We start from the raw sequence: 13,991 nt of genomic DNA on the forward strand, positions 1-13,991 counted from the left end.
AGTGGATCCTTCGGGGCAGCGCGGCAGGCGGGAGGGGCCGATGCGCCGCACACCATGGGGGCGCGATCGCGTCAACTCTACCCGAGGGCTCGGGGCGCTCCGTGCCGTGTGACGCCCGCGACTCAGGCGCTCGGCATCGTCAGGCTGAGCGCGATCAGGCTCATCCAGAACACCGCGACGACACCGAGTCCGGCCAGGAAGACGAGGAGGAGCTCCCCCACCCGCCGACGACGGCCGATCAGGTACGCGAAGACGAAGACGATCGCGGGGAACGCGACGCCGAAGAGCAAGGTCGCCCACCCGCCGGCGGTCAGTCCCGTCTGCGCCATCGTGATCAGATGCGCGACGGCGTTCCACACCGCGTATGCGTAGAACAGTCCGGCCAGGCCGACGACCAGGCCGACGAGCCAGCGCGGCGAACCGGCGGACACCGGCTCCGTGGTCGGGGATGCGCTCATGATCCGACCACCCCCACGGTGACGAAGGGCCAGGGAACCAGCAGGACGACTCCTGCGAGCAGCACGGCGACGCGGATCCACGAAGCCCTCCCCCTGGTCAGGACCCAGCTCGCGAGGAACCAGAGCGCCGGCGCAGCGATCGCCAGGACGAACCAGGGCAGGAACATCGCATCGGCGACCAGGAACGACGCCAGTGGCCGCAGACGCAGCCCGCCGACGATCCATCCGACCGTGTAGAGGAGATACACGCCGCCGACGACGCCGAGGATCAGCAGCATCGGCGTGCTCAGGCCGGCCTGTTCATCCGACCGGGCGGGAGTGATCGTTCCGTCCCCCTCGATCGTGCCGACGTCGCGACTGCCTTTCCCGACGGCGTTCCACCCAGGGGGCAACGCGGGATCCTTCGGCGCGGAAGCCTCGTCGCCATCCCAGGTGAGGGCGTCGTCGGAGTCGGAAGTCATGCCCTCTAGCGTAGGACACCCGGTCCACTATGCTCAGGGTTGCCTTGAGCCGGAACGGCGGGCATCGGAGGGGAAAGGGAGCACCGTGGCCGAGAGTGACGACACCGACGCGCGGATCGAACCGTCCGCGACGAACGCGACTCCGGAGCCGCCCTCCGGCTGGACTCCCACTGCGGAAGCAAAGGCCAGGGCCACACGCTTCCGGTGGATCGCCGCGGTCCTCTGGGCGGTCGCGATCATCGGCGAGGGCGTCGGCATCTTCTGGCTCCTCCGCCAGCGCGAGTTCGTCGGCGAGGACGGCACTCTGCTCCGCGATCCCGACACCGGCCTGTTGGAGGAACAGGGCGTCACCGCGACGTTCCCGCAGTGGGCGTTCATCGCCCTGCTGGTGCTGCTGGTCGTCATCGCGGCGCTGTCCATCACCGGATCGGTGCTGTGGAAGAAGGCGAACCGCCTCGACCCCGCACGCAAGTCCGACAAGACGCGTTTCTTCGTGCAGAACCAGCTCGGCGCGATCATCGCGGTGGTGGCGTTCCTGCCCTTGGTCATCCTGATCTTCCTGAACAAGGACATGGACAAGGGACAGAAGACCACGGCCGGCATCGTCGGCGTGGCTCTCGCGGCCCTGGCCGTGTTCATCGGCGTCGACTTCGATCCGCCGTCCGTCGAGCAGTACACGGCCGACCAGTCCGCCGTGATCCTGCTCCTCGGCAAGGACGAGGTCGTCTGGGTCGATGGCGGCAAGGTGTACCACGTGTGCGATGAGGTGTCGGCGATCCAGACCGGGAGCGAGATCCGCACAGGCACGACGGCGCAGGCGGTCGAAGCGGGGAAGATCCGGCTGACGCTCCAGTTCACGTCCGAGCTGCGAGCGTGCGGGCTCCCCGTTCCCGAGAACGACGAGGAGATCACCGAGGCACTGCGCGCGATCCAGGCCGGCCAGACCGACACCGTGCTCCCCGCCCCGGAATGGACCGATCCCTCCGAGGCACCGATCGTCGTGGAGGAAGCGCCGGCGGAGTGACGACGGGCGCGACGCTAGTCCGCGTCGAGCGCCTCCACCAGCCGCTCCTCGGCCGATGACAGGTGAGCGTCGAGGAGGACTGCTGCTCGCTCCCCGTCTCCCGAGGCGACCGCAGCCAGGATGTCGCTGTGCTGCGCCGCGATCGCCGCCGCGTCGAGCAATCGTCGACCCTGCACCTGCGCCATGCACAAGCGCACTTCGTCGAGGACGCTGCGGTACATCCGAGCGGTGCGTTCACTGTCGAGCGCCTCGATGAGAGCGGTGTGGAATCGCAGGTCGGGCGCGACGGTCGCCGGGTCCGGCCCCGGCGGCATCGCGAGGAGCTCCGCGTTCGCCTCGACAGCCGCGCGTGGCACCGTCCGCGTCACCGCGAGGTCGCGAAGGGCGGCGCTCTCGAGCCGCGTCCTGGTGCGATAGACATCCCGCACCGTCGCAGAATCGATCCCGACGACGCGCGCGCTGCGATGCGCCGTGCGCACCAGGAGTCCGCTCGCGACGAGCTGCTCGATCGCCGCCTTCGCGCTGGGACGGGCCACTCCGAAGGACTGCGACACAGCCGCTTCCGTGATCGGATCCCCGGAACGGATCTCGGCACGGAGGATACGGCCGCGCAACTGAGCGGTGACGGCATCCACGACGCCGACGATCCCCAGCGTTGCGTCCGAAGCGGTGGTCATGCGGGTCAGCCTATCGAAGCGTCCACGTATCGGTACACTTGTCTGACAATCTTTCGACGGAGCAGAGGAGCACCGTGCCGACCACCCTCGCCGAACCCCTGGACACCGCACTGCTGGGTTCCCGGACGCAGGTCCATTCCCGCTCCATCGACCGCTTCGCACGGGCCCACGACGCGTCTCACTATCTGCTCATCCCGGATGCCGTCCTCTCCCCTGCAGACGCCGAGGGCGTGGCACGCGCCTTCGGAGCAGTCCGCGCCGCCGGGCGCACGATGACGTTCCGGTCCGGAGGCACCAGCCTCTCGGGGCAGAGCGTGAGCGGCGACATCCTCGTCGACACGCGCAGCAGCTTCCGAGACATCCGGGTGGAGGACGACGGGGCCTCGGTGCGGGTGGGCCCGGGTGCCACCGTACGTCAGGTCAACACACGCCTGTCGCGCTACCGCCGCAAGCTCGGCCCCGACCCCGCGAGCGAGATCGCGTGCACGATCGGTGGCGTCGTCGCGAACAACTCCAGCGGAATGGCCTGCGGGATCACCGAGAACTCGTATCAGACGATCGAGTCGATGACCGTCGTGCTCCCGAGCGGGACGATCCTCAACACCGGCCGCCCGGATGCCGGCGAGGTGCTGCGCGCGGCGGAGCCCGAGATCGTCAGGGGCCTGCTCGACCTGAGAGCACGCCTGCTCGCCGCCCCCGAGCACGTCGCCTTCCTCCGCCAGCAGTTCTCGATGAAGAACACCATGGGCTACGGGCTCAACGCGCTGCTGGACTTCGACGACCCGGTGCGCATCCTGGAGCATCTCATCATCGGGTCCGAGGGCACGCTTGCGTTCGTCGCGGAGGCTCGATTCCGCACGATCGAAGTGCGACCGTCGATCGCGACGGGACTTCTCGTGTTCGAGACGCTCTCGGCGGCGATGACGGCGCTCCCAGACCTGACCCGGCTCGGTCTGGCCACCATCGAGCTCCTGGACGCCGCCTCCCTGCGGGTCGCTCAGGGACTGAGCGATGTGCCCTCTGCGATCGCCGAGATCGAGGTCCAGGGTCACGCCGCTCTCCTGGTCGAGGTCCATGCCGCCGACGCGGACGCTCTCACCGCGGCGAGCACGAAGGCGCAGTCGCACTTCGAGCAGCTCCCGCTGGCCGCGCCCCCGCGCCTCACCACGGATGCGAGTGAGCGCGCCGCTCTGTGGCATGTGCGCAAGGGGCTCTACACCGCGGTCGCCGGTGCGCGCCCGTCCGGTACGACGGCGCTGCTGGAAGACATCGTGGTGCCCGTCCCCCGGCTCCTCGCCACCTGCGAACGCCTGATCGAGCTGTTCGCCGAGCACGGCTACGAAGGCTCGGTCATCTTCGGGCACGCCAAGGACGGCAACGTCCACTTCCTCCTCAACGAACGGTTCGACGACCCCGACAGCGTCGCGCGCTATCGGCGGTTCACGGACGACCTGGTCGAACTCGTCCTGGCGCAGCAGGGATCACTCAAGGCCGAACACGGCACCGGTCGCATCATGGCGCCGTTCGTGCGTCGCCAATACGGCGATGAGCTCACCGACATGATGTGGGAGATCAAGGCGCTGTTCGACCCCGACGGCATCCTGAATCCCGGAGTAGTCCTCTCCGATGACCCTGACTCGTACCTGCACGACCTCAAGCGGGTGCCGACGGTCGAGAACGAGGTCGACCGCTGCGTCGAGTGCGGCTACTGCGAACCGACCTGCCCGAGCAAGAGCATCACGCTCACTCCACGCCAGCGCATCGTGATCCGCCGCGACATGGCGTGGGCCGAGGAGCAGGGCGACACCGAGCTGCTGCGCGACCTGCAGAAGGACTACGACTACGACGGCGTCCAGACCTGCGCGGTCGACGGCATGTGCGGTGTGGCCTGCCCGGTCGACATCAACACCGGTGATCTCGTACGTCGGCTTCGAGCGGAGCAGTCGAACTCCATCGAAGGCGCGGCATGGGGCACCGCAGCCAAGCACTGGGGCACGGTCACGCGCGCCGGTGGAGTCGCGCTCACCGTCGCCGATGCCCTCCCTGCGCCGCTCGTGCGCGGGGTGACGCATCTCGGTCGCGCCGTCCTCGGTGCCGACACCGTGCCTCTGTACGACGGCGGGCTCCCGCACGGCGGTTCGAAGCCGCCGCGCCCGGAGTCCCCGGCCGACGCGCAGGCCGTCTTCTTCGGTGCCTGCATCGGGACGATGTTCGGCGCGGAAGGCGACGGCGAGGGCTCTCGAGACGCACTCCGCGCCCTGCTGGACCGTGCGGGCATCGCCGTCGTGATCCCCGAGGAGAACGGAGGCCTGTGCTGCGGCACACCGTGGAAGTCGAAGGGGCACCTGGACGGTTACGCCCTGATGTCGGACCGGGTGCTGGAGTCGCTGTGGGAAGCCAGCAGGCACGGGGAGCTTCCGGTGGTGTGCGACGCGGCGTCGTGCACAGAGGGCCTGGACGTGATGCTCGCGCAGTCGGTCGCGAAGAACCCGCGCTACGCAGGCCTGCGGATCGAGGACGCCACGACGTTCGTGGCACGCGAGGTGCTGCCGAAGGTCTCCGTGTCGGCCAAGCTCCCCACGGTGGCCGTGCATCCGACTTGTTCCACGACCGCGCTCGGCGCGACCGGAGCACTGACCGCGATCGCCGCGGCCGTCGCTGACGACGTGTTCGTCCCCGAGGGATGGGGCTGCTGCGCCTTCGCGGGCGACCGAGGCATGCTGCACCCGGAACTCACGGCCAGCGCGACCGCCCAGGAGTCCGCAGAGATCGCCGAAGCCGAGAGCACGCGCGGCGACTTCGACGCGTTCGTGTCGGCGAACCGCACCTGCGAGATCGGGATGACGCGCGCCACCGGCCGGCCGTACCGCCACGTGATCGAAGTCCTCGAGGAACTCACTCGGCCCTGACACCCGGTGCACACGGCGAGGGCCCTCCCGAATCGACATCGGAAGGGCCCTCGCGTGGTCGCGATCCGGTCCGTCTCAGCCAGCGGACAGGACGGCGACAGCTTCCTCGCGCAGACCGGCCGGGATCACAGCGACCGTGCGGTCGTCCGTGGATCGCTCGGCGACGGAACCGTCGGCCCAACGCAAGTCGGAGCCCAGGAGCTCCGCGGGCAGCTCCAGCGTGCCGACGCTCGGGTCGAGCGCATGCACATGCACGGTCGAGCCCGTGGTCGTGTACCGCCGCGGCGCTCCGGTCCGCTCGCCCATTCGAACCCACGGACGGGTGGCGTAGATCGCCTCGCCGTTCGTCTCGAGCCACGCGCCCAGCTCGCGCATCGCGCGCCGCTGAAGTTCCGGGATCGACCCGTCGGCCGCGGGACCCACGTTGATCAGCAGGTTGCCGTTCTTGGCGACGACGTCGACGAGCAGCCGGATCAAGGCGGCTCCCGACAGCGAATGACTCTCATCCTCGGCCTGGTTGAACCCGAAGGAGTAGCCCAGGCCTCGAGTCGACTCCCACGGCTCCGGGATGATCTCCGGGATGTCCGTGTACTCCCGCGTGAGGAAGCCGTGATACGGCACGCCCCACCGGTCGTTGACGACGCCGTCCGGGACGGCCTCGAAGTACCGCTCCAGCAGCGCGGCGACCGCATACTCGTCGCGCCCCTTGCCGCCGTCGGGCCACTCGATGTCGTTCCACAGCACGTCGGGCGAGAAGCGCGTGACCAACTCGTCGAGCTGAGCTGCCGAGTACCGCGCGAAATGGGCGTCGTTGCGGCGGAAACGGAACAGATCGGTGTCGGACTCGATCGGCGGGAAGTCGCTCACATGCCAGTCGAGCGCGCCCGAGTAGTACACGCCGAACTTCGCGCCCGCGCGCCGGGTGGCATCGTGGAACTCGGAGATCAGGTCACGGCGCGGCCCGCGCGCGACCGCGTTGAAGCCGGTGGTCTCGGTGCCCCACAGACAGAAGCCCTCGTGGTGCTTCGTGGTCGGGATGATGTACCTGGCCCCTGCGCCGACAAGCTCGCCGACGAAGGCATCCGCGTCGAACGCCTCGGCGTCCCACCGATCGGCGAGGTCCTCGTAGGAGGTCCCCGGCCCGAACAGCTGCTGATGACGCTCCCAGGTCGGGCTCCCCGCGATCCGCACGGTGTTGCCGTACCACTCGGCATACTGATGCCAGGCGTACGCGTCCTCGGTCGGGATGTTCACGCCCTCGCCGTGCTGCACGGCCCACGCCGGCACCGAGTAGAGCCCCCAGTGCACGAAGAAGCCGAGCTTCGCGTCGCGGTACCAGTCGGGCACGCTCTGCGTCGGGTACGTCGGAGCATCCGCGCCGAGGTCCGGCCCGGTGCGCCTCTCGAAGTTCATCATGCGGTCGGCTCCTCTGCGACGCCGCGGCGGACGACCACGGCTTTCAGGTCGGGGTTTCCCTCGGGGTCGAAGGGGTAGACACCGGGTCGAAGACGGTGATGACCGAGACGGAGGAGGTCCTGGTCGACACCCCCGGGGGTCAACGCGAGAGTCCAGCCCGCGGCGAGCTCGTACAGCTCGGGTTCGAGATAGCCGATCTTCACCACCACGATGTCCGCGGTCGTCGGCTCGAGGCCCAGCATCCGGAAGTCGGAGAGGTGATGGAACGGCTTGCGACGCTCCGTGATGATGGCGTGGAGTCCACCCGCCGCGATCACGACCTGCGTGCCTGCGTCCGCATCTCCGTCGGTGATCGAGAAGACGGTCCCGGTGATCGTCACGGGGCCGTGCGGGCCATCGTCGACCCGGGCGCCCGCCACGATCGTGATCGTCGCCCCGACGCCCGCTTCGACCGCCTGCGCGACCGCCTCGGGATCGAAGATCGACGCCACCAGGGTCGTGCGGTCGGATTCGGTGAGTTCGGAATGCGCGAGCAGGTGTGCAAGGGTCCACGTCACATCCCCCGCCCCGCCCGCCGTCGGATTGTCACCCGAGTCCGAGATCAGGTAGGGGTGGGGCGCCCCCGGCGCGAGCGCCTTCTCGAGCGCCTCATCGAGCGTGCCCGTCTCAGCGACGAACACGAAGTCCTCGCGAGCCTCCCAGAACATGCGGGCCACCCGCTCGGCCTCACGCGCGATCCGCTCCCGATCGTCGCCGGTGACCACGACGTACGCCTGGCAACGGGGTTCGTCGGCCCAGGCGTAGCCGATCCAGACCGAGGCATCGACGACGCCCGGTAGCGCCTCGATCTCGGGCAGCTCGGCATAGATGCTGCGTGCGGGCTCGAGCCGGGTGCTGGTCTTCTCGCCGGGGAGCAGGACCGGGACCGGCACCCACGCCACCGACGGCCGACGGCCCAGCGGGTCGGCACCGTGCGGCCCCCGCAGCCGGGCGAGGAGGTTCCACACCGCCCGTTCCTTGGTGTTCATCCAGTCCTCGTGCGGTGCCATCCGGTAGCACGTGAGCAGGTCGACCGCGTCGCGCAGCACCTCGGAGACGTTGCCGTGCAGATCCATCGATGTCGAGACCAGCGTGTCCGGACCCAGTGCCGCCCGCACCGCGAGCGCGAGGTCGCCTTCGGCGTCGTCGAGCCCGACGACGCTCATCGCTCCGTGGATGTCGAAGAAGAAGCCGTCGAAGGGGCCCTGCTCGCGGATGCCCTCGACGATGGCGTCCTTCATCCGACGGTAGGTCTCGGGCGCGACGGCACCACCGGGCAGCGAGCGACCATGGGTGAGGGGCACCCACTCGGCGGCCGCAGCGAGCTCACGCCCGTCGTCGAGGAACGGGTAGTAGCTGCGCAGAGCGTCACCGGTGCGAACCGTGAAGGCTTCGTCGCCGGAGATGTGCGGGGAGAACGTGCTCGACTCGATGGAGATCCCGGCGATACCGATCCGGGGCTGCGCGAGCCCCCCGTCGGCGACGGTCGGAAGCGGACCCATCCAGATCTCGTGGGCTTCGGGACGTACGGTCACGTGATGTGCTCCTTGTCGGTGCGGGAGGTCGGGCTCAGTGTGCTCCCGCCGGGACCAGAGCCCGGCGGGCGGTCTCGATGGCGCCGAGAGCGACGGCATCGGAACCGAGGACGGCGGGGACGATGCGCAGTGGGATCCCGGACACCGGGGAATCCGTGTGCAGAGTACGCGTGATCGCGGGCTCCAGAAGATCCCAGGCCGACGTCACGCCTCCTCCGACGATGGCGCACGGCAGGTCGAGGATCGTCGCTGCGCTGGCGCAGGCGAGGGCGAGTGCGCGGCCGGCGGCGTCGAACACCGCGATCGCCTGCACATCACCCGCTCGTGCACGATCCGCGACGACTCTCGCGTCGCGGACGATGTCGCCGGTGCGCTCCTGGTACCGCATCGCGATCGACGTACCGGATGCCAGCGTCTCGAGGTGTCCGACCTGCCCGCAGGTGCAGACCAGCTCGCTGTAGCCGGGTGTGTGCCCGATCTCTCCCGCGGCGCCGTGCGGCCCGTGGTGGAGCTCACCGTCGATGAGTAGCGCGCCTCCGACCCCGGTGCCGAGCATCACGCCCAGCACGTCGCGGTCCTCGCGGCCGGCGGCGGCGGCTTCGCCCAGGAGGAACGCGTTGACGTCGTTCTCCACACGCACCGGCACCCCCAGTCGCGCTTCCAGCTCCTCGGCGAGCGGGAAGCCCGCCCACCCGACGAAGGTCGCCGAGGCTGCGCGGATCGTGCCGCTCTCGTGGTCGATCACGCCGGCAGCGCCGACACCGGCTGCAGCGAGCGAGACACCGGCCTCGGCGGCGAGAGAGGCGGCGAGACCCGCGGCTGCATCGGCCATCGCCGCACCGCCCTGCGCTGCGGGGGCGCCGACGCTCCCCCGTGCCAGCACCGTCCCCTCGCTGCTCACGAGGAGCGCAGCGATCTTGGTGCCTCCGATGTCGATACCGACGACTCCCGATCCGGATGGGCTCGAACGCGTGACGGGCATGGTGGTCCCCTGTTCCTGACCGATCATGCTCAGCGGCCGCCCAGTCCTGCCATCGCGATGCCCTTGACCAGGTGCTTCTGCAGCACGATCACGAGAATCGTCGTCGGCACCATCGAGATGATCGCCGCAGCCATCTGCAGGTCCCAGCGCGTCCCGGTGAGTCCGGCGAAGCTCGCGAGACCCACGGGGAGGGTGCCGTGCGCGTTGTAGTCGACCGTCACGATGAGCGGCCACAGGTAGCTGTTCCAGAAGGACAGGAAGGTGAACACGGCGAGCACCGCGACCGCCGACTTCGACAGCGGCAGGATGATCTGCAGGAACGAGCGCACGGGCCCGGCGCCGTCGACGCGCGCGGCCTCCTCCAGCTCATACGGGATGCCACGGAAGAACTGCCGCATCAGGAACGTGCCGAACGCACCGAACGCGAACGGGAGCACGAGCGCCTGATAGGTGTCGACCCAGTTGAACCACTGCATCACCTGGAACATCGGGATCACCAGCACCTCGGCGGGCACCATGAGCGTCGCGAGGAACAGCACGAAGACGGCGTCCCGTCCCTTCCAGCGCAACCGCCCGAAGGCGTACCCGGCCGTGGTCGACACGATCAGCACGACGAGCGTGCCGAGGATCGCGACGATGAACGAGTTCATGATGTAGGTGAGGAACGGGCCGTAAGCGAAGACGTCGACGAAGTTGCTCCAGCGAAGCTCCGACCCGACCAGGGTCGGCGGCATGGAGAACATCTCCGAATTCGGCTTGAGCGCCGAGAAGAACGCGTAGACGAGCGGGGAGATGAAGATCAGCGCGGCGACGTAGATCGCGACGTGCGCAAGGATCAGCCGCACACGCGACGCCGGTGTGGTCGCGGCACCCCGTGCGCGCTCGCGGTCCGAGCGGCCGGCGCGGCCTGTCGGGCGGACGAGGGTCTCAGTGCTCATAGTGCACCCACTTCTTCTGCGCGGCGAACTGGAGACCGGTGATCGCGATGATGATCGCGAAGAGGATCCAGGCTGCCGCGGCGGCGAGGCCGAGGTCGCCGAAGGTGAATCCCTGCTCCCAGATGTACATGACGAGCGGCTTGGTGGCGTTGCCGGGGCCGCCGCCGGTGAGCATCTGCGGCTGTACGAACACCTGCAGGGACGTGATCATCGTCATGATGGTGGCGAAGAAGATCGAGGGCGAGATCATCGGGATGATGATGCTCCACACCCGTCGGAGTCCTCGGGCGCCGTCGATGCTCGCCGCCTCCAGCACGCTCTCGGGGAGCTGCTCGAGTGCGGCCGAGAAGATCAGCATGTTGTAGCCGAGCCCCTGCCAGACGCTCATCACGACGACCATGATCATCGCCCACGACGGGTCGGCCAGGAAGTTCGGCAGCTCGATGCCGAACCACGTCTGCGAGAGGCCGTTGAAGAGCCCCTGTGGCTGCAGCATCATCTTCCACACCAGCACGTTCGCGACCATCGGGGTCACGACCGGGATGAAGAAGAGGACGCGCAGGGCACCTCGCCCGCGGATCCGCGACCCGAGGCCGAGAGCGAGCACGAGCGAGAGAGCGACACTCAACGGCACGTACAGCAGCGTGTACACCGCCGAGTTGCGCAGCGCAGGCCAGAAGTCCGGGCTGCTGGTGAACAGCTTGACGTAGTTGTCCACCCCGTTGAAGTTCCGCTCGCCGAAGGTCGGCCAGTCGAAGACGCTCATCACGATCGAAAGGCCCACGGGCACGATCGTGAACAGGGCGAGCCCGATCAGGGCGGGGCTTGCGAACCCCAGCGCCTGACCGGCCTCGACCTTGGCGAGCGATCGTCGACGTCTCGTCGTGATCGTCATCTCATATTTCTTTCTTTGTCACCACTGACGGCCGAAGCCGAATCACTCGCCGAACTGGGCCTGGGCGTTCGACAGCAGCTCGTCCATCGTCATCTGGCCGTTGTAGACGCTGACGAGGTTGGGCTGGATGTAGCTGTCGAGCTTCTGCCAGTTCTTGGTCATGTACAGCGGGACGGTGTCACCGAAGGCCGCCTCGAAGACCGACTGCACCTGCTCGCGGTACTCCTCATCGATGGACTCGAAGTACAGCGGCTGCGACGACGTGCGTGCCGGGTACGAGCGGCCGGACGATGCGATGTAGTCCTGAGCGTCCTCGCCGAGCAGCGAGCCCATGACCTTGAGCGCCGCCTCCGGGTTCTCGCAGTTCGCCGAGATGCCGTAGCCGGAGCCGAGGATCGGGCCGGGGTTGCCGTCGACACCAGCGGGCAGCGGGACCATACCGGCCGCGAAGCCGGACTCGTTGTTCAGGTAGCTGACGGCGTTCCACGTGCCGTCGACCGCCATGGCGGCGTTGCCACCCGTGTACTGGTTCTCGCCCCAGCCGGTGTCGGAGGCGGATGCCACGGGGGCGGCGACCTTCTTCTCCGTCACGAGCTCGGCGTACCACGTGGACGCGTCGACGAACGCCTCGTCGTCGATGTGCAGGGTGCCGTCCTCGGAGGCCGGCTGCGTCGCGGAGTATGCGATCGGCATCGACATCCACTGGTATCCGCCCATGCCCATGCCGAAGCCGTACTTGCCGTCCTTCGTCGCGTCGGCGGCGATGGCGTCGAAGTCGTCGAACGTCCACCCGATCTCCGGCGTCGCTGCGCCGGCAGCGGTGAGCATGTCCTGGTTGTAGTAGACGAGCATCGTGGCCACGTCGAACGGCACGCCGTAGACCTTGCCTTCGAAGCTGAGGATGCCGTCGGCGCTCGGGTTGAAGTCCGCCCAATCGATGCCGGCCGTCTTGAGGTCCGCGTCGCTCAGCTCACGGAAGGCACCGGTGTAACCACCGAGCTGCGCGCCGCTCATACCGGTGACGCAGGCCATGTTGCCGCTGGCCATGTTCGTGGTCAGCTTCGTGAAGAAGTCGCTCCACGGCGACGTCTGCAGCTTGATCTTGATGTCGGGGTTCTGCTCCTGGGCGAATGCGACCTGCGCCTCGAGGGCATCCACGTCGGACTCGCTGCCTGCCCACATATCGACGACGATCGTGTCGCCGTCGGCGGAACCACCGTTGCCGCTGCTGCTCGCGCAGCCGGTCATCGCGACTGCGACGCCGGTGACGGCGACGACAGCCCCTACACGCAACTTCTTCATTGAATGCCTCCTGGAAGGGAACTAGTTGCTTCGCGGGTCGAAACAACCTAGTAGGATTTCGTATGAAGTTACCGTTTCACACTTCGCAAGAGGCCGCAAGCTGAACATCCGATGTTTATCGGAGCTTGATAATTCGTAACTCCCGGGAAACATGACCATCCCCTACTACGCTGACGAATGCTCCGACCAGGAAAGTGCTCCCATGCCAAACCCCGCTGACACCGCCGTCGACGACCCGCACACCCGCCGCATCCTCGACCTCGTCGCCCGCGGCGAGGCCCGCTCCCGCACCGAGCTCGCCGCCGCACTCGGCGTGGCCGCCTCGACCGTGGGCCTCCGCGTGCAGTCCCTGCTCGACGCCGGCGTGCTGCGCGAGGCCGGCGACGGCACGTCACGTGGTGGACGCCGCCCGCGCGTGCTGCAGATCTCCGCGGACGGTGTCGTGCTCACCGCCGACCTCGGCGGCGGCCACGCGCGTATCGGCAGGCACTCCCTCAGCGGTGCTCTCCTGGACAGTCGCTCGATCACAGTCGATGTGACCGAGGGGCCGGAAGCCACGCTCGACCGCATCGGCGAGGTCTTCGACCGACTCGCCTCCGAGTCGCGGGTCCACGCGATCGGCATCAGCCTGCCCGGTCCCGTCGACATCGCCACCGGCACGGTCGACCAGCCGTCGCGCATGCCGGGATGGCCGGGCTTCCGTGTCGGCACCCATCTCGCGACGCGCTACGGCGTGCCGGTCGCGGTCGACAACGACGCCAACCTCGCCGCGCTCGGCGAGCATCGCGAGCGCTTCGGGCACACCGGGCACAGCATCACGGTGAAGGCCGGCACCGCCATCGGAAGCGGCATCATCGTCGATGGACACGTGCACCGCGGGGCGACGGCCGCGGCAGGAGACATCACCCACACGCGGATCGACGGCAGCGGTGACATCCCGTGCTCCTGCGGCAACACCGGCTGCCTCGAGACAGTGGCCAGTGGCGCGAGCCTCGTGCGCCAGATGCGCGAGCGCGGCAACGAGGTCGTCCGCACCACGACCGACGTGCTGAGCCTGGCGCGCGACGCCGATCCCCTCGCGACCACCCTGGTCCGCACGGCGGGAACCCATCTCGGCCAGGCGCTGTCAGGCGTGGTGAACTTCTTCAACCCGCACGCGGTGTTCCTGACCGGCAGCATGAGCGCCTCGGAACCGTTCATCGCCGCCGTCCGCAGCCGCGTCTACGAGGCATGCCACCCCCTCGCGACCCAGCGACTGCGCATCGAAGCGGCGACGACCGGCGCCGACGCGATCCTCCACGGCGCCGCACGCCTTGCGCTCGAAGGCATGGAGATACCGGTGACGACGGCCTGAG

General features: G+C 68.6%; 12 protein-coding genes. 3 read left to right on the forward strand and 9 right to left on the reverse strand.

Going from position 1 to position 13,991, the window contains the following annotated elements; translation table 11 throughout:
* Window positions 1–122 precede the first annotated feature (122 nt).
* Window positions 123–458: a hypothetical protein gene (locus ACLF6J_RS03275; protein ID WP_047523921.1), complete on the reverse strand. Its 336-nt coding sequence runs from the start codon at window positions 456–458 to the stop codon at window positions 123–125.
* The gene (locus tag ACLF6J_RS03280) at window positions 455–919 is read right to left on the reverse strand and encodes a hypothetical protein (RefSeq protein ID WP_134353614.1); all 465 of its coding nucleotides are present in this window, start codon (window positions 917–919) and stop codon (window positions 455–457) included. The genes ACLF6J_RS03275 and ACLF6J_RS03280 overlap by 4 nt, the downstream gene beginning before the upstream one ends.
* An 85-nt stretch (window positions 920–1,004) precedes the next feature.
* Between ACLF6J_RS03280 and ACLF6J_RS03285 the strand changes: the two genes are divergently transcribed.
* Window positions 1,005–1,943, forward strand: coding sequence for a hypothetical protein (locus tag ACLF6J_RS03285; RefSeq protein ID WP_134353613.1), 939 nt, complete (start codon window positions 1,005–1,007; stop codon window positions 1,941–1,943).
* A gap of 14 nt (window positions 1,944–1,957) precedes the next feature.
* Here the strand turns inward: ACLF6J_RS03285 and ACLF6J_RS03290 are convergent, their stop codons facing one another.
* Entirely contained in the window at window positions 1,958–2,620 is a 663-nt protein-coding gene (locus tag ACLF6J_RS03290) for a GntR family transcriptional regulator (protein ID WP_047523918.1), read from the reverse strand.
* 74 nt (window positions 2,621–2,694) lie between these two features.
* Here ACLF6J_RS03290 and ACLF6J_RS03295 point away from each other — a divergent pair, with 74 nt between their 5' ends.
* Window positions 2,695–5,529 carry an FAD-binding and (Fe-S)-binding domain-containing protein gene (locus ACLF6J_RS03295; RefSeq protein ID WP_134353612.1) on the forward strand — a complete coding sequence of 945 codons (2,835 nt, stop codon included), beginning with the start codon at window positions 2,695–2,697 and terminating at the stop codon, window positions 5,527–5,529.
* Between the two features lie 75 nt (window positions 5,530–5,604).
* Here the strand turns inward: ACLF6J_RS03295 and ACLF6J_RS03300 are convergent, their stop codons facing one another.
* The 6 genes from ACLF6J_RS03300 to ACLF6J_RS03325 all read right to left on the reverse strand — a co-directional run bounded on the left by ACLF6J_RS03300 (window position 5,605) and on the right by ACLF6J_RS03325 (window position 12,636).
* The gene (locus tag ACLF6J_RS03300; protein ID WP_134353611.1) at window positions 5,605–6,945 is read right to left on the reverse strand and encodes an alpha-L-fucosidase; all 1,341 of its coding nucleotides are present in this window, start codon (window positions 6,943–6,945) and stop codon (window positions 5,605–5,607) included.
* On the reverse strand, window positions 6,942–8,486 hold the full coding sequence (locus ACLF6J_RS03305) for a M81 family metallopeptidase (RefSeq protein ID WP_347876905.1): 1,545 nt from the start codon (window positions 8,484–8,486) through the stop codon (window positions 6,942–6,944). Before ACLF6J_RS03305 ends, ACLF6J_RS03300 begins: the two co-directional genes overlap by 4 nt.
* A 67-nt stretch (window positions 8,487–8,553) precedes the next feature.
* Window positions 8,554–9,501, reverse strand: a complete 948-nt coding sequence (locus ACLF6J_RS03310; protein ID WP_244093652.1) for an ROK family protein — start codon at window positions 9,499–9,501, stop codon at window positions 8,554–8,556.
* A gap of 29 nt (window positions 9,502–9,530) precedes the next feature.
* Window positions 9,531–10,439, reverse strand: coding sequence for a carbohydrate ABC transporter permease (locus ACLF6J_RS03315; RefSeq protein WP_134353608.1), 909 nt, complete (start codon window positions 10,437–10,439; stop codon window positions 9,531–9,533).
* The gene (locus tag ACLF6J_RS03320; protein WP_047519224.1) at window positions 10,429–11,334 is read right to left on the reverse strand and encodes a carbohydrate ABC transporter permease; all 906 of its coding nucleotides are present in this window, start codon (window positions 11,332–11,334) and stop codon (window positions 10,429–10,431) included. The genes ACLF6J_RS03315 and ACLF6J_RS03320 overlap by 11 nt, the downstream gene beginning before the upstream one ends.
* Window positions 11,335–11,376: 42 nt before the next feature.
* Window positions 11,377–12,636, reverse strand: coding sequence for an ABC transporter substrate-binding protein (locus tag ACLF6J_RS03325; RefSeq protein WP_131490890.1), 1,260 nt, complete (start codon window positions 12,634–12,636; stop codon window positions 11,377–11,379).
* Between the two features lie 202 nt (window positions 12,637–12,838).
* Between ACLF6J_RS03325 and ACLF6J_RS03330 the strand changes: the two genes are divergently transcribed.
* A complete protein-coding gene (locus ACLF6J_RS03330; protein ID WP_134353607.1) occupies window positions 12,839–13,990 on the forward strand; it encodes an ROK family transcriptional regulator in 1,152 nt (383 codons plus the stop codon).
* Window position 13,991 lies beyond the last annotated feature (1 nt).

Source organism: Microbacterium sp. IO18 (assembly GCF_049099505.1).
Classification (GTDB): domain Bacteria; phylum Actinomycetota; class Actinomycetes; order Actinomycetales; family Microbacteriaceae; genus Microbacterium; species Microbacterium aurugineum.

Excerpts from the sequence above, each read along its gene's own strand:
- ACLF6J_RS03290 (WP_047523918.1), bottom strand. The coding sequence starts at position 2,620 with ATGACCACCGCTTCGGACGCAACGCTGGGGATCGTCGGCGTCGTGGAT.
- ACLF6J_RS03315 (WP_134353608.1), bottom strand. The coding sequence starts at position 10,439 with ATGAGCACTGAGACCCTCGTCCGCCCGACAGGCCGCGCCGGCCGCTCG.
- ACLF6J_RS03325 (WP_131490890.1), bottom strand. The coding sequence starts at position 12,636 with ATGAAGAAGTTGCGTGTAGGGGCTGTCGTCGCCGTCACCGGCGTCGCA.
- ACLF6J_RS03310 (WP_244093652.1), bottom strand. The coding sequence starts at position 9,501 with ATGCCCGTCACGCGTTCGAGCCCATCCGGATCGGGAGTCGTCGGTATC.
- ACLF6J_RS03320 (WP_047519224.1), bottom strand. The coding sequence starts at position 11,334 with ATGACGATCACGACGAGACGTCGACGATCGCTCGCCAAGGTCGAGGCC.
- ACLF6J_RS03280 (WP_134353614.1), bottom strand. The coding sequence starts at position 919 with ATGACTTCCGACTCCGACGACGCCCTCACCTGGGATGGCGACGAGGCT.
- ACLF6J_RS03275 (WP_047523921.1), bottom strand. The coding sequence starts at position 458 with ATGAGCGCATCCCCGACCACGGAGCCGGTGTCCGCCGGTTCGCCGCGC.
- ACLF6J_RS03300 (WP_134353611.1), bottom strand. The coding sequence starts at position 6,945 with ATGATGAACTTCGAGAGGCGCACCGGGCCGGACCTCGGCGCGGATGCT.
- ACLF6J_RS03330 (WP_134353607.1), top strand. The coding sequence starts at position 12,839 with ATGCCAAACCCCGCTGACACCGCCGTCGACGACCCGCACACCCGCCGC.
- ACLF6J_RS03305 (WP_347876905.1), bottom strand. The coding sequence starts at position 8,486 with ATGGGTCCGCTTCCGACCGTCGCCGACGGGGGGCTCGCGCAGCCCCGG.